The 25,252-nt window shown below is 35.2% G+C and carries 23 protein-coding genes and 4 tRNA genes; 21 read left to right on the plus strand and 6 right to left on the minus strand.

Annotated elements, in window-relative coordinates; genetic code table 11:
• Nucleotides 1-64: 64 nt before the first annotated feature.
• On the minus strand, nt 65-1,477 hold the full coding sequence (gene rlmD, locus AC1RNE_RS01815; RefSeq protein WP_492799347.1) for a 23S rRNA (uracil(1939)-C(5))-methyltransferase RlmD: 1,413 nt from the start codon (nt 1,475-1,477) through the stop codon (nt 65-67).
• Between the two features lie 154 nt (nt 1,478-1,631).
• On the opposite strand from rlmD, the gene AC1RNE_RS01820 reads away from it, so the two are divergent.
• A complete protein-coding gene (locus AC1RNE_RS01820) occupies nt 1,632-2,441 on the plus strand; it encodes an SDR family oxidoreductase (protein WP_492799348.1) in 810 nt (269 codons plus the stop codon).
• A 56-nt stretch (nt 2,442-2,497) separates the two neighbouring features.
• Here AC1RNE_RS01820 and AC1RNE_RS01825 read toward each other — a convergent pair whose 3' ends face one another.
• On the minus strand, nt 2,498-3,235 hold the full coding sequence (locus tag AC1RNE_RS01825; protein WP_492799349.1) for a tetratricopeptide repeat protein: 738 nt from the start codon (nt 3,233-3,235) through the stop codon (nt 2,498-2,500).
• A 93-nt stretch (nt 3,236-3,328) separates the two neighbouring features.
• On the opposite strand from AC1RNE_RS01825, the gene AC1RNE_RS01830 reads away from it, so the two are divergent.
• The 4 genes from AC1RNE_RS01830 to AC1RNE_RS01845 all read left to right on the plus strand — a co-directional run bounded on the left by AC1RNE_RS01830 (nt 3,329) and on the right by AC1RNE_RS01845 (nt 3,837).
• Nucleotides 3,329-3,401: transfer RNA gene (locus AC1RNE_RS01830), tRNA-Lys, on the plus strand.
• 69 nt (nt 3,402-3,470) lie between these two features.
• A tRNA-Lys gene (locus AC1RNE_RS01835) sits at nt 3,471-3,543 on the plus strand.
• Between the two features lie 69 nt (nt 3,544-3,612).
• Nucleotides 3,613-3,685, plus strand: a tRNA-Lys gene (locus tag AC1RNE_RS01840).
• Between the two features lie 79 nt (nt 3,686-3,764).
• Nucleotides 3,765-3,837 (plus strand) — tRNA-Lys (locus tag AC1RNE_RS01845).
• A 116-nt stretch (nt 3,838-3,953) separates the two neighbouring features.
• Here the strand turns inward: AC1RNE_RS01845 and AC1RNE_RS01850 are convergent.
• On the minus strand, nt 3,954-5,006 hold the full coding sequence (locus AC1RNE_RS01850) for a DUF5694 domain-containing protein (RefSeq protein ID WP_492799350.1): 1,053 nt from the start codon (nt 5,004-5,006) through the stop codon (nt 3,954-3,956).
• A 336-nt stretch (nt 5,007-5,342) separates the two neighbouring features.
• On the opposite strand from AC1RNE_RS01850, the gene AC1RNE_RS01855 reads away from it, so the two are divergent.
• From AC1RNE_RS01855 to AC1RNE_RS01905, 11 genes are all read left to right on the plus strand, one after another.
• Nucleotides 5,343-5,525, plus strand: coding sequence for a DUF2188 domain-containing protein (locus AC1RNE_RS01855; RefSeq protein WP_492799351.1), 183 nt, complete (start codon nt 5,343-5,345; stop codon nt 5,523-5,525).
• 303 nt (nt 5,526-5,828) lie between these two features.
• Nucleotides 5,829-9,077: a PAS domain S-box protein gene (locus tag AC1RNE_RS01860; RefSeq protein ID WP_492799352.1), complete on the plus strand. Its 3,249-nt coding sequence runs from the start codon at nt 5,829-5,831 to the stop codon at nt 9,075-9,077.
• Between the two features lie 52 nt (nt 9,078-9,129).
• Nucleotides 9,130-9,525 (plus strand): response regulator, encoded by a 396-nt coding sequence (locus tag AC1RNE_RS01865; RefSeq protein ID WP_492799353.1) that lies wholly within the window; start codon nt 9,130-9,132, stop codon nt 9,523-9,525.
• A gap of 148 nt (nt 9,526-9,673) precedes the next feature.
• Nucleotides 9,674-10,243 carry a Crp/Fnr family transcriptional regulator gene (locus tag AC1RNE_RS01870; protein ID WP_492799354.1) on the plus strand — a complete coding sequence of 190 codons (570 nt, stop codon included), beginning with the start codon at nt 9,674-9,676 and terminating at the stop codon, nt 10,241-10,243.
• Between the two features lie 138 nt (nt 10,244-10,381).
• Nucleotides 10,382-11,062 carry a type 1 glutamine amidotransferase domain-containing protein gene (locus AC1RNE_RS01875; RefSeq protein WP_492799355.1) on the plus strand — a complete coding sequence of 227 codons (681 nt, stop codon included), beginning with the start codon at nt 10,382-10,384 and terminating at the stop codon, nt 11,060-11,062.
• A gap of 101 nt (nt 11,063-11,163) precedes the next feature.
• Nucleotides 11,164-11,469: a putative quinol monooxygenase gene (locus tag AC1RNE_RS01880; RefSeq protein WP_492799356.1), complete on the plus strand. Its 306-nt coding sequence runs from the start codon at nt 11,164-11,166 to the stop codon at nt 11,467-11,469.
• Between the two features lie 212 nt (nt 11,470-11,681).
• The gene (locus AC1RNE_RS01885) at nt 11,682-12,590 is read left to right on the plus strand and encodes a LytR/AlgR family response regulator transcription factor (protein WP_492799357.1); all 909 of its coding nucleotides are present in this window, start codon (nt 11,682-11,684) and stop codon (nt 12,588-12,590) included.
• 121 nt (nt 12,591-12,711) lie between these two features.
• Nucleotides 12,712-13,854, plus strand: coding sequence for an acyltransferase family protein (locus tag AC1RNE_RS01890; protein WP_492799358.1), 1,143 nt, complete (start codon nt 12,712-12,714; stop codon nt 13,852-13,854).
• Between the two features lie 146 nt (nt 13,855-14,000).
• Nucleotides 14,001-14,591, plus strand: coding sequence for a TetR/AcrR family transcriptional regulator (locus AC1RNE_RS01895; RefSeq protein WP_492799359.1), 591 nt, complete (start codon nt 14,001-14,003; stop codon nt 14,589-14,591).
• Nucleotides 14,592-14,758: 167 nt separating this feature from the next.
• Nucleotides 14,759-15,022, plus strand: a complete 264-nt coding sequence (locus AC1RNE_RS01900) for a hypothetical protein (protein ID WP_492799360.1) — start codon at nt 14,759-14,761, stop codon at nt 15,020-15,022.
• A 40-nt stretch (nt 15,023-15,062) separates the two neighbouring features.
• Nucleotides 15,063-16,022, plus strand: coding sequence for an NADP-dependent oxidoreductase (locus AC1RNE_RS01905; protein ID WP_492799361.1), 960 nt, complete (start codon nt 15,063-15,065; stop codon nt 16,020-16,022).
• Nucleotides 16,023-16,129: 107 nt separating this feature from the next.
• Here AC1RNE_RS01905 and AC1RNE_RS01910 read toward each other — a convergent pair whose 3' ends face one another.
• A complete protein-coding gene (locus AC1RNE_RS01910) occupies nt 16,130-17,986 on the minus strand; it encodes a tetratricopeptide repeat-containing sensor histidine kinase (RefSeq protein WP_492799362.1) in 1,857 nt (618 codons plus the stop codon).
• Nucleotides 17,987-18,325: 339 nt separating this feature from the next.
• On the opposite strand from AC1RNE_RS01910, the gene AC1RNE_RS01915 reads away from it, so the two are divergent.
• The 5 genes from AC1RNE_RS01915 to AC1RNE_RS01935 all read left to right on the plus strand — a co-directional run bounded on the left by AC1RNE_RS01915 (nt 18,326) and on the right by AC1RNE_RS01935 (nt 23,541).
• Entirely contained in the window at nt 18,326-19,186 is an 861-nt protein-coding gene (locus AC1RNE_RS01915) for an AraC family transcriptional regulator (protein WP_492799363.1), read from the plus strand.
• An 86-nt stretch (nt 19,187-19,272) separates the two neighbouring features.
• The gene (locus tag AC1RNE_RS01920) at nt 19,273-20,181 is read left to right on the plus strand and encodes an NAD(P)/FAD-dependent oxidoreductase (RefSeq protein ID WP_492799364.1); all 909 of its coding nucleotides are present in this window, start codon (nt 19,273-19,275) and stop codon (nt 20,179-20,181) included.
• A gap of 14 nt (nt 20,182-20,195) precedes the next feature.
• The gene (locus AC1RNE_RS01925) at nt 20,196-20,792 is read left to right on the plus strand and encodes a short chain dehydrogenase (RefSeq protein WP_492799365.1); all 597 of its coding nucleotides are present in this window, start codon (nt 20,196-20,198) and stop codon (nt 20,790-20,792) included.
• 154 nt (nt 20,793-20,946) lie between these two features.
• The gene (locus AC1RNE_RS01930; RefSeq protein ID WP_492799366.1) at nt 20,947-22,452 is read left to right on the plus strand and encodes a flavin monoamine oxidase family protein; all 1,506 of its coding nucleotides are present in this window, start codon (nt 20,947-20,949) and stop codon (nt 22,450-22,452) included.
• 21 nt (nt 22,453-22,473) lie between these two features.
• The gene (locus AC1RNE_RS01935) at nt 22,474-23,541 is read left to right on the plus strand and encodes a serine hydrolase domain-containing protein (protein ID WP_492799367.1); all 1,068 of its coding nucleotides are present in this window, start codon (nt 22,474-22,476) and stop codon (nt 23,539-23,541) included.
• On the opposite strand, the gene AC1RNE_RS01940 is transcribed toward AC1RNE_RS01935, so the two are convergent.
• Nucleotides 23,534-24,790: a Na+/H+ antiporter gene (locus AC1RNE_RS01940; RefSeq protein WP_492799368.1), complete on the minus strand. Its 1,257-nt coding sequence runs from the start codon at nt 24,788-24,790 to the stop codon at nt 23,534-23,536. The genes AC1RNE_RS01935 and AC1RNE_RS01940 overlap by 8 nt on opposite strands.
• Nucleotides 24,791-24,863: 73 nt before the next feature.
• On the minus strand, nt 24,864-25,190 hold the full coding sequence (locus AC1RNE_RS01945; protein WP_492799369.1) for a DMT family transporter: 327 nt from the start codon (nt 25,188-25,190) through the stop codon (nt 24,864-24,866).
• Nucleotides 25,191-25,252 lie beyond the last annotated feature (62 nt).

The raw sequence follows: 25,252 nt of genomic DNA on the forward strand, positions 1-25,252 counted from the left end.
AAACCTCTGAAAATTTCTAAAATTCTTTATTTTAAAAGAAAATTTGCGATAACTTATGTTTATGTTATCTCAAATCTAATCTAACAACATTCTCCACGTGATGTGTCTGTGGAAACATATCTACAGGTTGTACAGCCGTTACTTGATACTTTTCATCTAACAGGGCTAAATCTCTTGCCTGCGTAGCTGGATTACAACTTACATAAACAATTCGTTTAGGGGAAGCCTCTAGGAGTGTCCTAACCACAGGCTCGTCCATTCCTGCACGTGGTGGGTCAGTAATAACAATGTCTGGTCTTCCGTGTTTGTTTACAAATTCACTACTCAATAATTTTCTCATATCACCTGCATAAAATTCAGTGTTAGTCACATTATTAATCTGCGAATTTACTCTAGCATCCTCTACCGCCATTTCAACGTATTCTAAGCCTATTACTTTTTTGGCCTGACGCGCTACGAAATTAGCAATTGTTCCAGTACCCGTATAAAGGTCGTATACAAAATCATTTTCTGTGATATCAGCGTATTCACGTGTTATCCTGTATAATTCGTATGCCTGTTTTGAATTGGTCTGAAAGAAAGATTTAGGGCCTACTCTAAATTTCAAATCTTCCATTTCCTCGATGATGTATGGTAAACCTTTGAAGTTGACAATCTCTAAATCAAAGAAAGTATCATTGCCTTTGGTATTGATAACATAATTCAAAGAAGTAATTTCAGGGAAAGTCTCCGCAAGAAAATTCATTACTAAGTCAATATCCTCTGGTTGGCAGTATGCAAATTGAACCACTACCATCAAATCTCCAGAACTGGCAGTCCTGATAATGAGGTTTCTTAAAGCACCTTTTTCTTGGCGAACTTGCTCATAATAGTCTAAATTATGTTTAGCCGTAAAATCCCTCAAAGCCAATCGGATGGCATTCGAAGGGTCGGGTTGTAAATAGCAATGGTCAATATCCAAGATTTTATCATAACGTTTAGGAATATGGAAGCCTAAAGCATTTCTTGAGAAAGACTCTCCAGAATTAATTTGTTCTTGGGTTAACCAACGATTTTGAGAGAAGGTATATTCAAGTTTATTACGATAATAGAATGTTTCAGCAGAGGGGAAAATAGGCTTGATTTCAGGTAAATCTACTTTCGCAATTCTTTCTAAGGCATCTACTACTTGCTTGTATTTGAAGTCTAATTGTGTTTGATAATCAATGTGTTGCCATTTACAACCACCACAAGTACCAAAATGAGAACAAATTGTTTGGGTACGGTACTGAGAATTGGGACGAATGTTATAAGCCACCGCTTCCATGAAGCTTTTCTTCGATTTTAATACTCTTAAATCAGCATAATCTCCTGGTGCTACGGGCCCTTCAATAAAAATTACTTTATCTTCAATTCGACTGATACACTTTGCTTCAGAAGCAAAATTTTCAATTAATACATTTTCAAAAATGATATTTTCTTTATTTTTCTTTTTCATACTTTGCAAAAATACGAAGTATTGAAATTATTATTGACAATCAGCAAGGAGTTTTCAGAAACTTAGTTGAATTTTGTAGTATTAAGGAGAAGTATTATAAATGTTTATCAATGACATTTATACCATTTTAAGAAACGTCGCAACAGATTTTATTATGAAAGGTAAGGTTGTTATTATTACAGGGGCATCATCGGGTATCGGACAAGCAATGGCATTTGCTTTTGGTCGTGAAGGTGCAAAAATTGTTATTACAGGTAGAAAACAAGAGGCACTTTTAGCAACAAGCCAAGCGCTTACAGCAAGTGGAATCGAAAATTTACCCATTGTTTCTGATGTAAGTATTGAAAGCGACAATCAGGATGTTGTTCAGAAAACAATCGCTGCTTATGGTAAAATTGATATTTTAATCAACAATGCAGGCGTATCTATGAGAGCCATGTTTGAAGACTGTGATACAGAGGTTATCAGAAAAGTAATGGATATTAACTTTTTTGGAACAGTTTATATCACTAAATATGCTTTGCCTTATATCAAAGCAACGAAAGGCTCAATTGTAGGCATTTCGTCAATAGCAGGTTATAGAGGTTTGCCAGTAAGGGTTGGTTACTCAGCGTCTAAATTTGCGTTGAATGGTTTTTTAGAAGGACTTCGTACAGAGCTTTTACATTCAGGCGTACACGTATTAACAGCTTGCCCAGGTTTTACGGCTTCTAATATCAGAGTGGCTTCCTTAGGAGCAGATGGAAATTCAAAAGGAGAATCTATGCGTGATGAAGGAAACATGATGAGTTCGGAAGAAGTAGCAGAGAGCATTTTATATGCTGTAAAACATCGCAAAAGAGACTTAGTATTAACCTTGCAAGGGAAGTTCACCGTGTTTATCAATAAATGGTTACCATCATTAGCTGATAACCTAGTGTTTAATACTTTGGCGAAAGAAAAAGATTCACCTTTGAAGAAATAAACCTAAAAAGGCTAATTCTAGGTCAGAATTAGCCTTTTTATAAATTAACCGAACATTCATTCTACTAACCAAATGTCACTTTCTTTCAAATAAAGGAATTTATCGTTCCAATAAACACGCTTCCAAATATCATTTCCACCGATTAAATTCAAGCGATGACCCCTATCTATGACAGACACCACAGGGGCTACTGCCGAAGGTTCTGCTCTCAATAAAACCCCATCTCTATTAATAATACCTTGGTGATATTTATCAGGCAGATTTAATAATGTACCAATACCGATGATGTAAATCAGTAAAAATATTTTTTGACCTAAAGGAATATTATTGTTTTTATATCGCTTGGTGAACAGCACAAAGAAAATATAAATACTAAGCACGAGCATGGTGCCAATCAAGAAACCAGAATACTGTTTATAGAATAGGATGAGGAAATTAAAGTCGTTCAATTCATATCCTTTTAATTCATGAAGCTGGGCTATCTCGTTAAGTTTTGATAAAATCTTTTCGTTGGGGTCTTGTTGATAAGCCTTGTTTAGGTAATACAATGTTTTTAAAAAATCTCCTTTTTTTTCTTTCAAAAAGGCCAATTTTAAAAATAATGCTGTTGAAGGTTTTTCGATGGAAGGCAAAAGTTGTTCATAAATTCGCTCAGACTGAGTAAAATTATCAGCTTTGTACAGTGAGTCTGCTTTTTTCAGTGTTGCTACATTGCTTTGAGAATAAGCTAGTTGTAGAAAAGCTAAAGAAAAACATAAAAAAAATATGACTTTTTTTAGATAGTATGCTTGCATTGTATTCTTAATAATCGTAGTTTTGCACCGCAATTAAGGGAAACAATATGACAAAAACAAAAGATGTTCAGTCAGTTTCTTAAAATAGCAAATGATTCCGTAGCTCAGTTGGTAGAGCAATACACTTTTAATGTATGGGTCCTGGGTTCGAGTCCCAGCGGGATCACAAAGGAAAAAGCCATCGCTTTTGCTAAAGCGATGGCTTTTTTTACCCAAAAAAATAATTATAATTACCGATTCCGTAGCTCAGTTGGTAGAGCAATACACTTTTAATGTATGGGTCCTGGGTTCGAGTCCCAGCGGGATCACAAGATTACCAGTGGTAATCTTCCTTCGTGCCAGCGTGCACATTTTATATATACAAACTTCGGTTTGAGGATTCCGTAGCTCAGTTGGTAGAGCAATACACTTTTAATGTATGGGTCCTGGGTTCGAGTCCCAGCGGGATCACAAAAGATTGCCAGTGGTAATTTTTTCTTCGTGCCAGAGCGCACATTTTCATATATAATAGTACAAACTTCGGTTTGAGGATTCCGTAGCTCAGTTGGTAGAGCAATACACTTTTAATGTATGGGTCCTGGGTTCGAATCCCAGCGGGATCACAAGAAAGATAAAAAAAGCCTTCAAAGTCATTGATTTTGAAGGCTTTTTTTTTCGATAATAATCTAGTACCTCATTTATCTCTCGTTATAGTCGTCTTTCTTTACGTAAATATTATCTAATCAACTTCATTAATGTTTCTTATTCTTACATGGGGCATAGCCTTGAAAATGTCCTGCATGTATTTTCTATGATTGGCACCCGCAATGACTATTACTTTTTTCGCCCCTGCCATTCTCGCCCTGTTTACAACATTGTCACACATTCCCTGATTTCTCATTATCCACCAATGTATTTTTGAAAGCATTTCTTCTTTAGGAAAGCCCTTCATATCATACATAACTGGCAAGTAAAAATCTCCCGAGGCGGAAATTGCAGATGCCTCATCCGTGTTAAGCCATTCCGTTACATTTTTTGAAGTCTTCTCAATACTTTCGTACTTTTCAAAACCTTTGTTAATAGCAACTAAATTTGCTTTCAGTTGTTTTACAAAAGAAGTTGTGGTATCGTTCCTAAATATACTGAATTTTGCGTCGAATGTCACCCAAGATGCTTGCCAATTCAAATCATAGTCCTGACAATCCATAGAAAGTAAGTCGTGGACTCCCATTTCCAACATCATTGGAAACGCTATTAGCGCATATTCCGAAGTTTTCAGCCTTTTCATACTTCGCCCTGTTGTATCTAGCTGAGGGCTAAGTAATTTTATGACATAGTTTTCAAGTTTAGCATCAGGTTTTTGCTTAAGATAGTCGAAAACTTGCCAGAATTGATAGTGACCGTTTGCGACATCCTGATTAAGATAATAAGCATGGGCTAAATCAGCTTTTATATAATAGTCTTTAGGTTTTAGCAGGGCTATTTTTTTTAAGCTGTCAATCGACTTAGAAAGTAACTCATCCGACAATGTTCGATTGCTCCTAAGCATTTTTAGTCGCTTAATATTGTCCTGTTTGCACCAATAGTCCATCACAAGCCGCTCGTCCTCTTTACTCAGAAACTCCCCAAAAAAAGCATCAGGCTGGAATTTTCTTATTTTATTATGGAGATTGGAATAATCCTGTATAGGATATTTGCTATAGTCATGGGAAACACCTATTAGTAAAATATCTACGTCCTGTGCTCTAGCATTAATCGAAATGAAAAAAATATAAATAAGGAGATGTTTCATGTTTTCTGTCTGCTATTTTAATGAATGTTGGTCAGCTCTAGTTATTCGACAGTGTGACAGCTTGATTTTTTAACGCCATTGAAAACTGTCAGTATTTAATAAAATTAACGATAAATTGTACTGCAATTACAAAATCTATTGAAATATTCATAGCTAAATTTTGTGTATCAAATTATTGTATCAACAGCATTTGAGTCGCTTGGTGAAGTTATCAGTTAGGCGAAGTTGCCTATCATTACAGACAAGCCAACGAATAAGTATATTATGGCATGATATTTTAATACCTTACTATAGTTTATAATCAAATACATTTGTTTCACTAAAAATGTAAATAATATGCCATGGACTAAGAGCGATTATCCGCCATCATACAAAAACCAACCTAAGAAAGTTAGGGATAAAGCCGTTGAGATTGCGAATGAGATATTAAAAGACGGAGCCGAAGAAGGGATTGCCATTGCTACTGGATTGAAAAAAGCACGAGAAGTTTTAGCAAAAAAACAAGATTCAAAAGAGTAATCAAAAAATAAGAATACCGATAGATAAATATAACGCTATCGACGATGAATCAAAAAGTGCATCATTTTCTATTCAAATACGTTGAATAATATTTATACTATCAAATAATTAAAGACGAGATGCATAGCCCTGCTAATTGTTATAAATAGCAGGACTTTTGCTTTTAGGAGCTTGCAAAAGCATGGCTAACTATCAAAATGAATGTCTTTAATGTCGGAATTATTATATTTTTAGCTAAATTTACTTTCATTCTTTTGTAAAGGGCAAGACATTCGTCATATCCTCTTAATTCAACCTTAATTCTTGGAAATTAAAAATACTACCGACGACTATTTCTTCCTTGAAAACGGTGGCGAAGCTGCCGAAATCATTAGGAATTTAGACTGGTCTTCAAATAGCCTAGGACGACCTGAAACATGGCCAGAAAATTTGAAGAATACTTTGGCGACATTATTGCCATCGAAATTCCCTATGTTTCTTTGGTGGGGTGATGACCTAATCCAGTTTTATAATGATTCTTATAGACCAAGTTTTGGTAAGTACGGGAAACATCCTAAAGCGATAGGACAAAAGGCGAAAGATTGTTGGCCTGAAATATGGGATTTTATTTCCCCGCTTATCAATAAAATATTAACTACTGGTGAAAGTATTTGGTATGAGAATATGCTATTGCCAATATATCGAAATGGTAGACTTGAAGATGTATATTGGACATTCAGTTATAGTCCCGTAAGAGGCGATGATCGCCAGATTAAAGGTGTTTTAGTAGTTTGTAACGAAACAACCAATACTGTAAATCATAACAGGCAACTTCAAAGCAGTAAGGATGAACTACTATTTGCTATTGAAGCAGCAGAACTTGGCACTTTTGACCTTAATCCACTCACTAATAAATTTTCAGCAAATAATCGCCTTAAAAGTTGGTTTGGATTAAAGCCAGATGATGAAATTCTTCTAAATATAGCAACGGACGTAATAGCAGAAGCTGATCGTGATAACGTGATAAAAGCGATAGAGGATGCCTTGAAATTTGAATTAGGAGGGAAGTATGAAATAGAATATACGATTATTCATCCTGTAACGAAAGAAGAAAAAAATGTTCGTGCCAAAGGACGTGCTTGGTTTAATGAGCATAAAGAAGCCTATCGTTTTAACGGGATTTTACAGGACATCACCGAACATAAAAAGGCAAATGATGAGATTGTTAAGTCAAGACAATTGACTGACCTTACCATACAAACTATGGGTATGGGAGTTTTTAATGTCGACTTTGCTACTAATAACATTGAATATTCTCCTGAATTTGCAGCTCTTATATCAGGATCAAAAATAAAGGATTTATCACGGATGGATTTTGTTAAATATATTCATCCTGATGATTTAGGGTTACGTCTTGATGCCATCCAGCAAGGGCTAGCCACTGGCAAATTTTATTATACTCCACGTGTAATATGGGACGACGGAAGTATTCATCATATTGCCATTTCTGGTGCGAGGATTGTTGATTCTAAGGGAAATCCCAAGACATTCTCAGGAACAGGCATCGATATTACAGAACGAGAAAGAAGCCGAATAGCATTACAACAAGCAGAGTATAAACTCGAACAGGTAAAACGAGAAGCAGATGCTATGTTCAGAAATGTGACTGATAGTTCACCTACAGGACTTTGGCTTTCTGATCAACAAGGTATGCTGACCTATTTGAATAAGACTTTGGTAGAGTGGACAGGTATGTCTTATGAAGCACTCTTGGGAGCAGGTTGGACAAACACCATCATTGAAGAAGATAGACAAATGGCGGCAGAAGTCTTTATGGAAGCTGTAAATTCACTATCTCATTATGATGTTCTTTTCAGGATTAGAAAAGGTTCTGGGGAAATAATCTGGTGTCGGGCTGCTGGAGATCCTTTTTTTGATGATAAAGGTGTCTATTCAGGCTATGCGGGATTCTGTATGAATATGGATGAAATTATCGCTGGGAGAAGAGCACTCACTGAAAGCGAGGAACGTTTTAGCCTGATGATTAAACAAGCTCCTGTAGGAATTTGTCTTTTTACAGGATTGGACATGAAAATTGAGATTGCTAACGATATTATGATTGGCTACTGGGGAAGAGACAGAACTATCATAGGAAAACCACTTGAAGTAGCCATCCCTGAGTTAGTAGGACAGCCGTTTCTCTCATTATTGCAAGAAGTTTACTTAACAGGTGTAGCTTATGAAGCAGTATCTAGCCCAGCGCACCTCGTAGTTGATGGAAAATTAAGTACTTTTTATTTTGATTTTACCTATAAGCCAATCAGAGATATTAATGGAAATATTTATGGAATCATGGATATTGCCGTTGATGTGACAGAAAGAGTATTAGCCTCACAAAAACTGGAAGATACCCGCATTGCCTTAGCTGGGGCTATCGAATTAGCCGAACTAGCAACATGGCAACTTGATATTGACAATAAAACATTTTCATACTCAAAACGGTTTATGGATTGGTTGGGTTTTTCTGAAGATACCAAATCAATGGATGAAGCCTACAATCCATTACCTGATGATTACAGAAAATTAGTCAGTGATGCAATAGCCGCGACCATTACTCCAGGTTCTTCAGGAATATATGATAATGAGCATCCAATTATTAACAGGCTTACTGGTCAGGTAAGGATTATTCATGCCACAGCAAGAGTGTTTTATAACAGTGAGGGAAAACCAGAGTACTTAAGTGGCACAGCCCAAGATGTTACCAAAGAAAGGAAATTGCAGGAAGAACTTACCTTTAAGGTCAGGAAGAGTACGGAAGAGCTACGCCATGCCAATGCAGAATTAGAGATAAATAACAAAGAATTACAACAGTTTGCTTACATCGCTTCACACGATTTGCAAGAACCTATTCGGAAGATAACCGTATTCATGCAAATGCTTGAAAGTTATATTTCAACAGATACGGAAAAGGCAAAAATATACATTGAAAAAATAAATAATTCAGCAAAACGTATGACAACCTTGATAAAGGATGTGTTAGGTTTTTCTGAATTATCTAATGGTACGAAAGTATTTGAAAATGTAGATTTGGAGGAGATAATACTGAATATATTAAGTGATTTTGACTTGACCATAGAACAAAAAGAAGCCACTATCATCTACGAGAATTTGCCAACATTAAAAGCTATTCCACTACAAATGGGGCAGTTATTTGGTAACTTAATCTCTAATGCTTTGAAATATTCTCGGCAACATGTGAAGCCTGTCATTAAAGTTTTAGGCAGTAAACTTGTTGACGACGATAAAAAGCTGTTTAATATTGACCCTTCATTAGATTATATTAAAATTGAGGTCATTGATAACGGAATTGGTTTCAATCAAAAGTATGCAGAGCAGATTTTTAATATTTTTCAGAGATTACATGGTAAGAATGAATTCGCAGGCACAGGTATCGGTCTGGCAATGTGTCGAAAAATTGCACAAAATCATAATGGAGATATTAAGGCCTTTTCAGTGGAAGGGGAAGGAACAACATTTAATATTGTATTACCATCACAAGAACAGACTAACTAAGTAATTAAGAAATATTAAACCAACAAATTCCTATTTTTATATTAAACAACAAATGATGAAGACTGTCTTTTTGATTGATGATGATTTAGATGAACGTGAAATATTTCAAGAGTCCTTACATACACTTAATTTAGATGTGAACTATGTGGAAGCCAAAAATGGTGCTGAAGCATTGGAAAAATTAGACCTTCCTGATTTTAAGAAACCAGATATTATTTTTCTTGACCTTAATATGCCAATAATGGACGGTAGAGAATTTTTGAAAGAGGTTAAAGGACATGAAAAGTATAATGATATCCCTGTCATTATTTATTCAACTTCTTCAAATGAGATAGATAAGAGTTTTGCCCTCGAAAATAAGGCATCCATGTTTATGACAAAACCCTATTCTATAGAAGTGTTACAGAATGAAATCAAGCAGGTAATAAAAAGTTTTCTTCAAATATAAATCAAGAGATACAAAAAAGTTAAAAGCCTTTCAAATCAAGGATTTGGAGGGCTTTTTAATGTCTAATAAAAATGTAATTGACGCTTATATTTCTCAATATTTATTAAATTAGATTTGAGAACAAAAACCTCTAATTATTAAAACAATTATGGAAAAACTAAGAGCCCACATTGAAGAAATTATATCCATTAGCGATGAGGAATTTGATTATATCAAAACATTTTTCACGAAGAGAAAAGTAAGAAAACATCAATACCTGATTCAGGAAGGGGATAATGCCAAGTATGAATATGTGGTCATGAATGGTACTTTTAGGGTTTTTTATCTTGATGAAGAAGGAAAAGAACATATCCTGCAATTTGCCACAGAAAACTGGTGGATGTCAGACTATATTGCCTATTTCCATCAGAAACAAGCCAATATGCATGTGGTATGTATGGAAGAAGGAGAAGTGTTGTGCCTGACCCTCCACGGCAGAGAAAAGTTGTCTGCTGATATGCATAAAATGGAACATTTTTTTAGGGTAAAACTTACCAAAGGCTATGTGGCTTTGCAACAAAGAATTATATCCTTGCTATCTAGTACTCCCCAACAGCGATATGAAGAATTTGCGACTCTTTATCCAAATGCCATGCAAAAAATACCCAAAAAATATATTGCAGAATACCTTGGCGTCAGCCGAGAAACATTAAGCAGACTATATTCTACTAATAAGTAAAGACAGTTGATGAAGTGTGATTTTGGTCACACTTTTTTTGTGATTTGCCTCCTTCCTCAGGGAATGGCTGTGTGCTAATTTTGAATCAGAAATTAAAACACAGTAGTTATTTATTAATCAACTTTAAATACTCAAATCATGAAAAAGAAAATCTTAATTATCGTCTCAAATGCTAATACTATTGGTCCAAACAATAGAAGAACAGGAACTTTTTTGCCAGAGGTAGCTCACCCTTATGCGGAATTTGAAAAGGCAAATTATCAAATAGATTTTGCTAGCCTAACAGGTGATACGCCTTATTTAGATGCGCTTAATTTGGCAGATGACCCTGATAATCTACATTTTTTGGTAGGTGACGGATGGGCTACTATGCAAAAAGGGAGTAAACTATCAGAGGTAGAGGTAAGCAATTACGATGCTATTTTTATACCTGGGGGCTTGGCACCCATGGTGGATATGCCAGAAAATGCGCTTCTCAAAAAAGTTATTGCCGAAACTTATGAACGTAATGCCGTTGTCGGAGCTGTCTGTCATGGCCCTGTATCATTATTAAATGTACAATTGAGCGACGGTTCTTATCTTGTAAACGGCAAAAATATAGCTTCTTTTACAGATGAGGAGGAGGAAAATTATGCTAAAGATGATGTACCATTCTACTTACAAACAGCACTTACTAACCAAGGAGCGAAATTTCATGCAGCCACTCCGTGGTCTGCTAACAGCATTGCAGATGGTAACATTGTAACGGGTCAGAACCCTGCTTCAGCGAAAGGGGTAGCTGAAAAAATGATAGCTATTCTCGAATCTTCTAAAGCTTAGTAATATTGATTTCCTCATACATTGAAGAGGAAACCAACATAACACACCAGTTGTGGTGTTTACCACAGAAAAAACTACCATAATAAAAATCAAAAAAGAAAATGAAAAATCAACAACCCATCCATGTATTCGCTACATGGACCGTTAAAGAAGGACATATTGAAACTGTGTTGAATTTATTGAAAACGATAGGTAAGGAAACTGTAAAAGAAAGTGGTAATCTATTCTATAAAGTTCATCAGAGTAACACGGATGTTAATACGATTATACTGTTTGAAGGCTATATTGATGAAAATGCTATTGCAGAGCACCGCAAGTCAGCACATTATCAAGATTTGATTATAGGACAAATCATCCCTTTATTGAAAAGTAGAGACATTGTTTTAGCGACGCCTATTGAAGATTAATAGAAAGTAATAAGGGTACTAAAGGGTTTGTTTTTTGTAATATAGGAATCACGAGGAGGCTACCAATAAATACTAATAAAGGTTTTTAATAACATTTTCAATTAACTTGATTTTTAATGCTGTATAAATTTCTTAGACATATTCCCTTAAAAATATACTTTTAGGAACGAGATTTTTGTAATTTTAATGCTAAATAAAAACACTTGTTATCCATGGAATTGTATGTAAATCGTGAACATTTACTAAAGGAAATTGAATATCCAGCTAGATTCAAGTCCGAAAACCTTTTCAAAAGTTCGGCAATTATCTTTGTTAGCCTCCTTGTGTTTCTTTTATTGTTCAAACCATTTGGCATGTATGCCCCTGAATATAAGATAAACTACTTTTTTATCTGTAGTCTCCACGCATTAGCACCTGCATCAATCGTTTTTATTTACTTCTCTATCCTCAACTATGTCAGAGCAAGAAAAGATAGTCTTCAACGCTGGACTTTACTACAGGAATACTCACAGATAGGGATAGTCCTAATTTTGACAGGCATTACTAGTTTTTTAATACGAGATTTAATCTATAACAACCCTGATAACTGGTCTTTCAATTACCTTTGGGAAGAAATTAGAAACTGCTTTATAGCAGGAACCTTCTTTTATTTTTTGCTGAGATTAGTTAGCTTCTATGTTCAATCAAAAAAAGGTTCACCCTTCGTACTTCAGTTTGTCCCTCTCTGTGTAGAAACTCCTAAAAAAGAGATTGAGGCTACACTTTTCATCAATACACAAGTTAAGCAAGATGATTTTAGCTTAAACATTGATGATTTATTATTCGTAAAAGCTGATGGAAACTATATTGAATTGACCAGAGCTATTGATAATCAGATAGTGATAGAATTAAAAAGAATTTCTCTTACCCAATTTGAAGCTCAAATTTCAGACTATCAACATTTTTTCAGATGCCATAGAGCTTATTTAGTAAATATGTTCAAGGTCGAAAAAGTTTCAGGAAATTCTCAAGGCTACTTATTATCCTTTCACGAAACCAGTGAAAAAGTGCCTGTTTCTAGGAAACAGCTAGATAGTTTTAATAACTGTTACGAACAACTCAGGCAGCAAAATGTAGCTTAAACTTGTTGTTCATCACAAAGCTAGTTACCGATAACAGATTAGACTGAAAACCGTTTTTCGTATTGTAGGTTTGTTGCAAGTAGCCGATAGTCGGATATGTGCAACTATAAACCAATGAACCATGTCTTCTGTAATTTCAACTGCTAGCCCATCAAACAAACTATTATACATTGACAACATCAAACTACTATTAACCATATTAGTAGTACTCCATCATACTTGTGTTACGTATGGTGGTCCGGGTGGATGGTATTATATTGAAAAAACTACTCATTTGGGTGCCCTTATTCCCATGACGATGTTTGTTAGTATAAACCAATCTTATTTCATGGGCTTTTTCTTCATGCTTGCAGCCTATTTTACGGGTACGTCTTATGCCAGAAAAGGTACTTCTAAGTTTATAGGTGACCGTCTGTTTAGACTAGGTATTCCCTTAGTTTTTTACTCATTTGTTTTTTCTCCTTTGCTCTGCTATCTAGTTTATTATTTTGGGAAAGAACAACACATTACTTATTGGCAGTATCTTCAAGGGTATGACAACTGGATAGATTTTGGAGTAATGTGGTTTGTTGTAGCATTACTGTTGTTCTCTTTGGTGTATGCATTCATAAAAAGCCTTTTCAACGTTAATATTAAAAACCCTTTACCAACTCCGACTGCATATACGATACTCTTGCTTGCTACGGCAGTAGGTTTTGTTAGTTTCCTAGTGAGAATCATATTTACAGTTGGATGGGTTCTTAAACCATTAGGGTTTCAATTAGGGCATTTTCCGCAATATATTGTATTTTTTATCATTGGATTATTGGCGGCTAGGAACAATTGGTTTGACCAACTTTCTGAACGAACCAGAAAGCAACTTACTTTATCCATAGGACTGTGCTTATTGTTTTTTCCTATGTTTTATTTGATACGCGTAAAGCTAGATATACCTATTACTTGGTACTCTGGAGGATTTCACTGGCAGTCGCTATTATATGCGGTATGGGAACAATTGATTGGTCTTTCGCTTTTGACAGTATTACTTATTTACGGCAAAAAGCATTGGAACACTACATCTGTATTACTTAGTAAATTATCAAGATGTAGTTTTGCTGTATATATCTTTCATCCGCTGGTAATTATCAGCTTATCACTAGCCATAAGAAATTGGACAGTCGACCCATCCATAAAACTTTTGGTAATAGCACCGATCGCAGTATTAGGTAGTTTTGTACTAGGTTGGCTTATTTTATTGATTCCTGGTGTTAAAAAGGTGATTTAAGGGGTGTAATTGCCCAAAATAGATTGTTTGAGAACTCATTTGGGTTTCCAAACAATCTATACGAGTTCTTTCATTCTAATTATATATTTATGTAAAATTTGTAAAATAAACTTTTTGGTATATTTTTGTGCTATAATTTATTAATCATGTTAACGAAAGCAGAAAGAACAAAACAATTTATATTAGAAATGGCTGCCCCTATATTCAATAAGAAAGGGATAGCTGGTGCTAATATAGATGACGTACTAGATGCTACCAAACTAACTAAAGGCTGTCTATACGGTCATTTTGAAAATAAGGAAGATTTAGCCCTGCAAGTTGTAGATCACATGTTGCAAAGTAATGCACAGAGATTATTGGTTGATATTAGTAATGCGAAGACAGCCACAACTAAGGTATTTGCTTATCTTGACTATTATAAGGATCCTTTAGAAACTTATATTAAAGGTGGATGTCCTGTATTTAACATGGCTGTAGAATCTGATGATAATAATCCAGCTGTTAAAGAAAAGGTAGCTAATGTAATAAGACAGGGACAAGAATTATTTGTCAATATCTTAAACCAAGGTATTCAAAACGGTGAGTTATCTGATAAACTAGATACTGTTGGTTATGCGTTTAAAGCGGTGGCCTCGATAGAGGGCGCTGTTGTGATGTGCCGGATGTTGAATACTTCAAAGCCTATGCAAGCCCTCATAAAAAATCTGAAAACAGAATTAAATAATTATTTGATTTAGTTTTTTTTTTAGGACTTAAAATATACTAAAAAGTTTATTTTAAGTGTAGGTATACGTCTTTTTTAGGTATTAAAATAGACTTTTTAGTATAAAATATAATGGTGCATCAGAATTATAACGTTCATTCAATCAATAACAAAAATATTTTCACACATAAAAATTAAACTATGAAAACTACAGGAAATATGATATTTATAAATGGCGGAAGTGCTGGTATTGCACTTGTTGCTACAGAAATGACCGCAGATCGAAACGATAAAAAAATATCTACTCAAGAAATGGTAAAAGGCCTTATCGTTGGGTTACAAAAAGAGCATTATACAATCCGCGTGGGCGATGCCAAACTATTTAACCTGATTAATAGGTTTTTCCCGAAAACAGCCTTTAAATTAGTTAATCCAAAGAAAAGCCACCAACTTTTAAAAAATTAAAATGAAAGCATTTATCATAGACAAATATACAAAAGGCAGTTTGCAACTTGCAGATGTTCCAGTTCCAATAGTGGGCGAGAATGAGGTTTTGGTGGAGGTTCACTCAGCTGGCGTAAATCTTCTGGATTCAAAAATTAAAACAGGTGAGTTTAAGTTAATGCTCCCGTATAATTTTCCTTTGATTCTTGGGCATGATGTAGCTGGTATTATTACCAAAATAGGTTCAAAAGTAAGTCATTTTAAAGTGGGCGACGAGGTATATTCACGTGCTGCGGATTATCATATAGGAACCTTTGCCGAATACATTGCTATAGATGAAAAGGATGTGGCACTTAAACCTAAAAACCTTACCATGGAAGAAGCTGCATCGATTCCATTGGTGGCATTAACGGTTTGGCAAGCATTGGTAGAGAAAGCCAGCCTAAAAAAAGGACAAAAGGTTTTCATTCAAGCAGGCTCTGGTGGCGTGGGCACTATCGCTATTCAACTAGCCAAGCATTTAGGAGCGATTGTAGCCACTACAACTAGTACAGCGAATGTGGAATGGGTCAAATCATTAGGTGCCGATGTGGTGATTGATTATAAGAAAGAAAACTTTGAAGATAAGCTCAGTGGTTATGATGTTGTTCTGAATAGCCAAGATCAAAAGACCCTTGAAAAATCGTTGAATATACTTAAACCTGGCGGAAAGCTTATTTCAATATCAGGTCCACCAGACCCAGACTTTGCCAAGGGAATAGGACTCGGATGGCTTCTGAAACTAATAATATCCTTACTTAGTTTTAGTGTTCGTAAGAAGGCAAAGCATCAGAGAATAAGTTATTCTTTCCTTTTTATGAAAGCAGAAGGCAGCCAACTAAGTAAAATCACAACCCTGATAGAATCAGGTATCATTCGACCTGTAATTGATAAGGTATTTACGTTTGAGAAAACTCCAGACGCATTAGCGTATGTTGAAAGTGGACGTGCTAAAGGAAAAGTTGTTATTACAATGCAATAATACATATTACATAATTGCATTTGAGATATATCAAGTTTTAGTTTTGCCCATTATATGTTTCATCCTCTGATTTTGACCTAGCTGATAGCAAACTAGTTTGCTATCAGCTAGGTCAACGGTAATGAGATAAAAAATGTAGTTCCAACGTTAATGTGGCTTTCAAAGCTTAAAGTGCCACCATGCTCTTCTATAATCTCCTTAGAAATAGCCAGTCCCAATCCAAAAGATTTTTCTCCGCTAGTACCTAACCTTTTACTTTCTTCGCTTTTATTAAAGATTTTATCCTTTAGGTTGTCAGGTATTCCAATACCTGCGTCTTTAACAGCAATCACAGCCCTATCTATTTCAACATTCAATGTAACAGATATCGTTGAACCTGTAGGACTGAATTTAATGGCATTAGTAACCAAGTTGCTAATCACTCTCCATATTTTTTCTCTGTTCACAGGAATAGTCAAAGGACTGCTGTTGAGGGTAATGAGTTGGTTTTTTTCTTTTGCTTTGTACTGAAGTTGTGTGGTACAATAACTAAGCAATTGATGAAGGTCTATAGGCTCTTTTTTAAGTATTGTCGACGTCGATTCTTTTTGGAGAATTTCACTGATGAATTTCAGAGAATCTTCACCTGATGTATGGATTAATTTAACCATTTCAAGGTCTTCCTCCATAAGGTTATTATCGTCTATCATTAAACTTGATATCCCAACTATTGCTGCCATTGGGCTCCGTAAGTCATGAGCAATAATTTGTGTCATCCTCTTGTTTTTTTCATTGCTTTGTTCTAGTGCCTCTAGCGTATTCTGTAGATACTCATTTTGCGATACCATCTGTTTATTGATACGGTTCAAGGCACGATTATTTTTTCTGGAGGTACTGATATTTTTATATAGGATAATTACAATCAGTATAGACAGTATTGAAACACAAATTGTGAAAGCAAAATAGCTATTGCGCAGTTCGTTTTCCTTTTCCAATAAATTTTCTCTTTCCTTGATGATATAATCGATAGGAATGGTGATAGCTGTTTTGTTTGCCTGTGCTATCTTTTCTACTGCCTCCGCATATTTTTGATAATATTCTATTGATGTATTATTGTCGCCCAGTTTTTTATAGGTTTTTGCCAAAGCCTCATAAACTAGCTTCATATTGCTGGCACTTTTCGTTTTCTGTACAAATGAAAGTGCTCTTAAGTAATATTTCAGAGCAATGTCTGAATGTCCCTCATTAAAGTGGATATTACCAAGGCCAATCAGTGCCTCCACTGCAAATTTTGAAAGATTATTCTTTTCTGCAAGTGCGATTGATTTTTCAAAATAGTGTCTTGCGGAATCACTTTTCCCTGCTTGAAGGAATGCCAATCCAATACCTGCGGCTTGGATAATAACCCCAGATTGATTAACGCCATTTCCTGTAATCTTACTCTGTATCTGATAGCTTTTTTTATGGTAGAAAATTACAGAATCTACGTTCTTGATTTTTGGATTCTTGTTAAAATTAGCAGCCATGATTTTGTATATCCGGCCTAGATTATTATATCTGCTATTGTCGTCTTTGATTTTTTCTGCATACTGCTTGGCCTCAAGTAGGCATTCCTGACTTTTTTCAAAAAAAAACAAAGCATTATAACAGTTTCCTCTTAAAGCATAAAGATGAGATATTTTAGCATTGTCGCCAGTATTTAGCACTAACTTTTCACCTTGGTAAGTAAATTTCAATCCTTCATCAAATTTTCCTCTATTGAATAGATTTACTCCTTCTATCAGCACATAGCTGGCCATACCACCTTTATAGTCGATTTCTTCAGATTCTTGTTTAATAGTAGCCAATATCCTACTACTAGAATCTACATCATTTAAACTTTTGGCAACATTAATCAAACTGTCAATCCGTCTGATAGATGTTTGGGCATATCCAATACCAGCGGTTAACAATAAAAACCAAAAAATTGTATTTTTTAACATCATAGTTTGGGGTGCAAAGTCTAGGTTTAAATTAGGCTTGAATTAATTCTGCTGATTTCTGTTTCATTTCATCCGAATGATTTCGTTCAAATATACTAAAAAATGGTATTTATTTTAAAATTTCGATACTGTCGTTACAGAAAGAGTATTTATATGTTTATAAAAAGTATAAATTTTTTGTGTCATATTGGGTGATTCCAATGTTCTTTAAAGTTTCAGTGTTTAAGTTTTATGATAAAGCATTAATACATAATTGCAGTTCAAATATTACTTATTAACACATCAATCAATTGATTTTACTTAACTTTAAAGCCTTGTCTAATAAAATATCTTCTACTATACATGGAAAAAATCCCCATAAGACATATTAAAGTAATCCAAAAAGAACCAGATTTTTCTGAAAGCTTTAGTATTCGAGATATTGGTGATTTACTTGCTGAAAACGACATGGTGCAAGAACTCCATCGGCATGATTTCTTTTATATGCTAATGGTGAAAAAAGGTACTGGTAAACATGATATAGACTTTACGTCTTACACTGTTTCTGACTATTCGATTTTCTTTATGCGACCAGGGCAGGTACATGAACTTATCCTAGACGCTGGAAGTACTGGTTATTTGGTGCAATTTAGAGCAGATTTTTACTCTCCACATGATAAATCAACCAGCCAATTATTACGCAAGACAAGTAATATCAATCATTATCAATTTGACTCTAATAAATTTCAAAAATTGATTGCTATATTATCTTATATCTCTCAGGAATATACCGACAAACAAGAAAGGTATCTGGAAGTAATTAAAGCTAATATGGGTATTTTATTGATTGAGCTTATTCGGGAGCAGGGGAGTAATCCAATAACAGATAAGGCTAATCTTTACGCACAAGGACAACTAGAAGAGTTTTTAAAACTTTTGGAGACGCATATTTATAGTCACAAACAGGTGTCTGCGTATGCCGATATGCTAAATCTTTCAACGTTCCAGTTGAATGCTATTACTAAGACATCATTAGGAAAGACATGTTCAGAGGTTATTAATGAACATATTATACTAGAATCTAAAAGGTATCTTCTTGCAACTTCTAATCAAATCACTCAAATAGCCTATTATTTAGGCTATGAAGACGTTTCATACTTTATCAGATTCTTCAAAAAACATACTGGGTATACTCCTGATACTTTTAGACACAACTTTAAATAAATCCCATACAACTACATTTTTGTCCTATCCTTTCCATCTGGACTGAAACTACCTTTGCAAAGAACAAAATTAGATTCTTTAAGGCAATGATAGATAATAAAAATTTTGACGTAATAATTGTAGGAGGGAGTTACGCTGGACTTGCAGCAGGTATGGCTTTAGGCAGAGCATTAAAGAACGTATTGATTATTGATAGTGGATTACCGTGCAATAGACAAACGCCATACTCACATAACTTTATTACCCAAGATGGGAAAACCCCTCAAGAGATTACAATACTGGCTAAACAACAAGTAGAAAGCTATAGTACTGTAAGTTTCTTTAATGGTTTGGCAACACAAGGAATCAAAACTAACAATGGTTTTGATATTCAAGTAGCCTCAGGTGAAGTATTTCATGCAGGCAAATTGATTTTTGCAACAGGTATCAGGGATATAATGCCTGATATTGATGGTTTATCTGCATGTTGGGGAATATCAGTGATTCACTGTCCGTACTGTCATGGATATGAGGTGAAAGGTGAAAAGACAGGGATTTTAGGAAATGGTGAATATGGATTTGAATTTTCTGCCCTTATTTCGAATTGGACTAAAGACTTAACATTGTTTACGAACGGAACGTCAACGCTAACAAGCGAACAAACTGAGAAATTGAAAAAACACCAAATTGAAATTGTAGAAACACCTATTGAAAAATTAGAACATTCTAATGGATACCTGCAAAACCTCCTCTTTAAGGACGGAACAAAAACTGCTATTAAAGCACTCTATACGCGTACTGCCTTTGAACAACACTGTCAGATTCCCACCATGTTAGGATGTGACTTAACAGAGGAGGGATATATTAAAATAGATGCTTTTCATAAAACCACTATGGAAGGTGTTTTTGCCTGTGGGGATAATGTAACACGATTGCGTACAGTAGCTAATGCTGTAGCGATGGGTACTACTACTGGAATAATGGTTAATAGAGAAATTATTTTTGAAAATTTTTAAACAATTTAAAATAGATGAAAATTATTATAGTTGGTGCTACAGGCGCTATGGGAAAACACTTGGTAAGTGCATTAGAAAATGAGCATGAAATAATAAAAGTAGGCTCACGTAGTGGAGATATTATCACAGACATAACATCTACAGAATCAATCGAAAATTTGTTTAAACAAGTTGGCTCATTCGATGCCTTGATTTCAACGGCTGGGCCAACGTATGTAGGGCCATGGAAAAAAATGACTAATAAGGAGTTCCGTAAAGGATTAGAAGGAAAATTGATGGGGCAAATCAATCTAGTCCTTATCGGACAGTACTATATAAACCCTAAAGGTTCATTCACTTTAATATCAGGGGCTTTAACGCATGAGCCACAATTGAATTTTGCCAATGCATCAGCAGCCAACGGTGCTGTTGAAGCTTTTGTAAGAGCAGCAGCCATTGAATTAGAAAATGGTGTTCGAATAAATGCTGTTAGCCCAACGGTTATTGAAGATTCACCTCAGTATTTTCCATTTTTCCCCGGAGAGATTCCCGTAACGATGAAACAACTTGAATATGGTTTTCGTAAAAGTGTGTTTGGTGCTAATACTGGGCAGATTATAAAGCCGTACTAGACTAATAGGTATAAATATGAATTGTAATAGATGAATTTTGTAGATAAAAGATGTTTTATGGGTTTTAAAATATAAATTAATAATTTATTGTAAGTTATTTACAAATAAATCTGCTTATATTTATACAGTATTCCAATACCTAAACAATAAAACTATGGCAAGATCACTCTATGCAAAACTCCTTAAGAAATTTGGTACTACACCAACTGGTTATGAAAAGAACCAATATGCTTTAAGGCTCCAAAATGAAATCAGCCCCGATGTTAATCGTCTTTTACAAGCTGTCCCTACTACAGATGGAAAGTTTAATGTAGTAATTGTAGGTGCAGGCTTTGCGGGCTTATGTGCTGGCTACTTCCTTAGCGAAAGGGGGCACCACGTTACTATATTTGAGGCAAGAGATAGAGTTGGTGGAAGAGTATTCAGTAAAAATGATTTTGCGAGGGGTCAAATCATTGAATTTGGGGCAGAATTGGTCGGTTCTAATCATCCTTTGTGGGTAAAACTAGCGAAAGGCTTTGGACTAAGCTTTAATGTAGTAACAGGTGAAGATATGTTTACGGGTGCTCTTTTAGAAGAACCATTAATTATCGACGATAAACCAGTATCGGAAGAAGATGCAATAAAACTCACGTTGAATATGGGTATTGTTCTTGATGCACTAACTGAGCTGAGTGAAACAGTTGATTGTGTGTTCCCTTGGCGTAGTAAAGATGCCGTTTATCTGGATAGCAAATCGCTTTCTAGTTGGTTTATAGATAAAATAACTGCTATGTCAATTCCTTCTGCTCAGAAAGCACTTTTGTATGCAGCCCTGAATGCAGAGTATACCAACAATAATGTGGTACCTATGGAAAAACAAAGTTTATTGGCAGTGCTTGCTCAAATTAAAGCGGGTGGAGGTGAAAACTACTGGACTATGACTGAAGTTTATAGGTGTAGTAGCGGTAATGATGAACTGGCTAAGCGAATGGAACAAGCCATTATTGCTAAAGGAAATAGAGTTGAGAAAAACTGTCCAGTTAATAAAATAGAGGTTTTCGATGAGTCTGTAAAAGTAATTACTGCCAAAGGTGAAACAAAAGAAGCTCAATATGTGATTTTAGCTACGCCACCTACTGTCTGGAAAGATATACAAATGGATGCCGAAATTATGAATTACCGAAGCCAAATGGGAAATGCCATAAAATATATGAGTGCTTTAAAAAATCGTTTCTGGATTAAGCAAGGAGTGGCACCCTCTGGACTATGCGGACCGCTTGGTATGACATGGGAAGGTAGCGATAATCAAATAGAAATAGCTGGTAAACAAATGGATTTATCTTCTTTTTGCGGAGGTACGTTTGCAGATAATATTTTAGCACAACCTGATAGGGATAACTATTATAAAACAAAACTAAATAATATTTTTGAAGGATATACAGGGGCAGTAGAAAAAACGCATTTACAGTCGTGGCCAGAAGAACAATGGACAAAAACAGGTTATTCATTCCCTAATGTTGGAGAGGTGTGTACAAAAATAAAAATGCTGAATGAACAACCTTATAAAAATAGAATGTATTTTGCAGGAGAGCATACTAGTACGGGCTTTTGCGGCTATATGGAAGGGGCACTTCAATCAGCACAGCGGGTTGCTATGAGTATTGATCCGCCTTTATAGAAAGATTTTATCAAATTTGAAATGATGAAAAAAATAGGATTACTATCGTTGTTATTAATAGTGTTTATAAACAGCTATGCTCAACAGTCTTTTGAAAAGGTAGATAAATGGCTAGGTGATAATGTTGCAAGCATGGGTGGGCGACTGATGTTAGTTGTTTATAAAGATGGCAAGACTGTTTATAGTCATTCTGTAAACCAAATGAATAATAAACAGCGTATGTTAGGGACGTTTATTGCTAGAAGACAAGGTAAAACAGTAGATTTTGATGATTTCACTGAAACATCTAAATTACAAATTGCTAGTTGTAGTAAATGGTTAAGTGCTGCATTAGTAATGACCTTTGTAGATGAAGGTAAATTAAAATTGACCGATACTGTAGGTAGATTTTTGCCTGTTCTTTCAAGAAATGGGAAGGGAGCTATTACCATTAGTGAATGTCTATCGCACATGACAGCTATTCAATCGCCTGATTTGAGAGAGAATTTAAGAGAAATGAGGCAACTTAATAGCATGGATGAAGCGATAGCTCAAATTGCGGAATATCCTATGGAAGGTGCTCATGTAAAAGTTTTTCGTTACAGTAATACTGGTTTACAAATAGCAGGGGCGGTCATTGAAAAAATTAGTGGTAGGAGCTTTGAAAATTTGTTTGCAGAAAGAATTGCCAAACCTTTGGAGATGAAAAACACTGATTTTGGTAAAGGTAAAGTAGCCTTACCAGCTGGTGGGGCAAGTAGTAATCCTCATGATTACATGAATTTCTTAATCATGATATTGAACAAAGGGACATTTAATGGCAAAAGAATCCTTTCTGAGAATAGTATTGCCGAAATGCAAGTAAACAGAGTTACTGCCGATGTTAAAGTTGCTTATTCACCAGCAGAAGCAGGAACATTAAGTTATGGTTATGGCGAATGGCTGATGGGAAATAATATTGTTAGTAGTCCGGGACTGTTTGGAAGTTTTCCGTGGGTGAATAATGATAAAAAATATTGTGCATTTTTAATGGCTTTTTACCTTAAATCAGACGGCAGACAAAAGAAATATGCAACCCTGAAAAAAGTAGTGGAGGAGGAGCTTAACTAAGCTCCTCCTTTTTATTTAAGCGTTTTACAATCCAAGGTAAAGTAAGCCCCTGACCAAGAATGGTGAATAATACCATTGCCACGGAAATGAAAATAATGGTGTTCCTCATCGGAAAAGGTTGACCATTTTCAAGCGTTACAGGCAATGCCAAGGCAATTGCAAGGGATACGATGCCACGCATGCCAGACCAACTGATAATGATACTATTATTCAAATCTAATAGTGCATCAAAAGTGACTTTACCACGTTTATCTCTGAAACCTCTTTGTAAATTAATTTTCTGTAAAAATACACGTGCCATTCTGATTAATAAGGCTACTATTGTAATCAAAAAAGCATAACCAATATTGGGGAGAATCTGTGTTTTATCGATACTCGTTAAAACAATAGGAAACTGTATGCCTATTAGAATGAATATTAACCCGTTCAATAAGAAGATATTTATCTCCCAAAAGTTTAATGATTGTTGCTTTAATTCTTTAGGGAATTTTGCTCTACTTAGCCTAGCCATGCTTAATCCTAAAATAACTACCGCAATTACGCCAGATACATGAATTTCTTCTGCTAAAAGGTAAGTAACGAAAGGCATCAATACCATAAGGCTAATAATAGCTAAGTGGTTTTGTCGAAACCAACGAAGTGTGTAGGCAGGTATTACACCCATTACTAAGCCTATGGCTAGTCCACCTAATAACAAAATAATAAACTCTACAGTAGCTTTCCACCAAACAAAAGCAACACCTGTAACCGACGCTACGGCAAAACGATAAGCTACTAGTGCTGAGGCATCGTTTACCAAGCTTTCTCCCTCTAAGATAGTGGTAGTTTTGTGTGAAAGTCCCAATCCCTTTGTAATGCCTATAGCAGCTACTGCATCAGTAGCCGAAAGGATAGCACCTAATACAAACGCTACCGACCAGCTCATGCCTGGAATACAATAACGTCCGATAACAGCAATGCCCAGAGTAGTAAGAAATACCAACCCTATGGCTAAAGCACTGATTGTCTGTCCATGTGTTTTGAATTCTTTAAAAGAAATGTTGAAAGCAGCGTCGTATAGGAGCGGAGGAAGAAATATTAGCATAATAATTTCAGGATTAATCTCTATATTAGGAATAGAAGGAATGAATCCAATGGCCATGCCCACACTAATAAGTACGATAGGGTTTGGCAATTTTATCTTCTCTGCGATGGCAGTAAAGACAATCATGAGGGCTAATATAAAAATAACAATGCTATAATTTTCCATGGTTAGGTTTGCTTATTGAAGTAACGATAAACCCTCTTTGTATCAAGAGGGTTTATGCCAATTTTATGATAATTTAATGAGATATTGATTTTAAACCAACTATTGAACCGATAAGGGTAATAATAAAGAAAACTCTCCAAAAACTGATTGGTTCTTTAAAAACTAATATTCCTATTAATACAGTGCCTACTGCACCAATGCCTGTCCAAACAGCATAGGCCGTTCCAATAGGTAGGGTTTGTGTTGCTTTGATTAATAACAACATGCTCGAGGTTAGTGCTACTAGAAATCCAGCATACCACCAATAAGCCTCATTACCTGCAACCAATTTAGCTTTTCCTAAACAAAAAGCAAATGCTACTTCAAACAAACCTGCAATAATTAAAATAATCCAGTTCATGATTTTTTGTTTTTTCTACAAAAATCTTAAATAATAAGGTAGATTTAATCAATTAATTGATG

The organism is Arcicella sp. GW822-FHT02H01 (assembly GCF_058802005.1).

Excerpts from the sequence above, each read along its gene's own strand:
- AC1RNE_RS01910 (WP_492799362.1), bottom strand. The coding sequence starts at position 17,986 with ATGATGTTAAAAAATACAATTTTTTGGTTTTTATTGTTAACCGCTGGT.
- AC1RNE_RS01945 (WP_492799369.1), bottom strand. The coding sequence starts at position 25,190 with ATGAACTGGATTATTTTAATTATTGCAGGTTTGTTTGAAGTAGCATTT.
- AC1RNE_RS01855 (WP_492799351.1), top strand. The coding sequence starts at position 5,343 with ATGCCATGGACTAAGAGCGATTATCCGCCATCATACAAAAACCAACCT.
- AC1RNE_RS01820 (WP_492799348.1), top strand. The coding sequence starts at position 1,632 with ATGAAAGGTAAGGTTGTTATTATTACAGGGGCATCATCGGGTATCGGA.
- AC1RNE_RS01915 (WP_492799363.1), top strand. The coding sequence starts at position 18,326 with ATGGAAAAAATCCCCATAAGACATATTAAAGTAATCCAAAAAGAACCA.
- AC1RNE_RS01940 (WP_492799368.1), bottom strand. The coding sequence starts at position 24,790 with ATGGAAAATTATAGCATTGTTATTTTTATATTAGCCCTCATGATTGTC.
- AC1RNE_RS01825 (WP_492799349.1), bottom strand. The coding sequence starts at position 3,235 with ATGCAAGCATACTATCTAAAAAAAGTCATATTTTTTTTATGTTTTTCT.
- AC1RNE_RS01885 (WP_492799357.1), top strand. The coding sequence starts at position 11,682 with ATGGAATTGTATGTAAATCGTGAACATTTACTAAAGGAAATTGAATAT.
- AC1RNE_RS01865 (WP_492799353.1), top strand. The coding sequence starts at position 9,130 with ATGATGAAGACTGTCTTTTTGATTGATGATGATTTAGATGAACGTGAA.
- AC1RNE_RS01935 (WP_492799367.1), top strand. The coding sequence starts at position 22,474 with ATGATGAAAAAAATAGGATTACTATCGTTGTTATTAATAGTGTTTATA.
- AC1RNE_RS01890 (WP_492799358.1), top strand. The coding sequence starts at position 12,712 with ATGTCTTCTGTAATTTCAACTGCTAGCCCATCAAACAAACTATTATAC.
- AC1RNE_RS01875 (WP_492799355.1), top strand. The coding sequence starts at position 10,382 with ATGAAAAAGAAAATCTTAATTATCGTCTCAAATGCTAATACTATTGGT.
- AC1RNE_RS01900 (WP_492799360.1), top strand. The coding sequence starts at position 14,759 with ATGAAAACTACAGGAAATATGATATTTATAAATGGCGGAAGTGCTGGT.
- AC1RNE_RS01895 (WP_492799359.1), top strand. The coding sequence starts at position 14,001 with ATGTTAACGAAAGCAGAAAGAACAAAACAATTTATATTAGAAATGGCT.
- rlmD (WP_492799347.1), bottom strand. The coding sequence starts at position 1,477 with ATGAAAAAGAAAAATAAAGAAAATATCATTTTTGAAAATGTATTAATT.
- AC1RNE_RS01870 (WP_492799354.1), top strand. The coding sequence starts at position 9,674 with ATGGAAAAACTAAGAGCCCACATTGAAGAAATTATATCCATTAGCGAT.
- AC1RNE_RS01920 (WP_492799364.1), top strand. The coding sequence starts at position 19,273 with ATGATAGATAATAAAAATTTTGACGTAATAATTGTAGGAGGGAGTTAC.
- AC1RNE_RS01880 (WP_492799356.1), top strand. The coding sequence starts at position 11,164 with ATGAAAAATCAACAACCCATCCATGTATTCGCTACATGGACCGTTAAA.
- AC1RNE_RS01850 (WP_492799350.1), bottom strand. The coding sequence starts at position 5,006 with ATGAAACATCTCCTTATTTATATTTTTTTCATTTCGATTAATGCTAGA.
- AC1RNE_RS01930 (WP_492799366.1), top strand. The coding sequence starts at position 20,947 with ATGGCAAGATCACTCTATGCAAAACTCCTTAAGAAATTTGGTACTACA.
- AC1RNE_RS01925 (WP_492799365.1), top strand. The coding sequence starts at position 20,196 with ATGAAAATTATTATAGTTGGTGCTACAGGCGCTATGGGAAAACACTTG.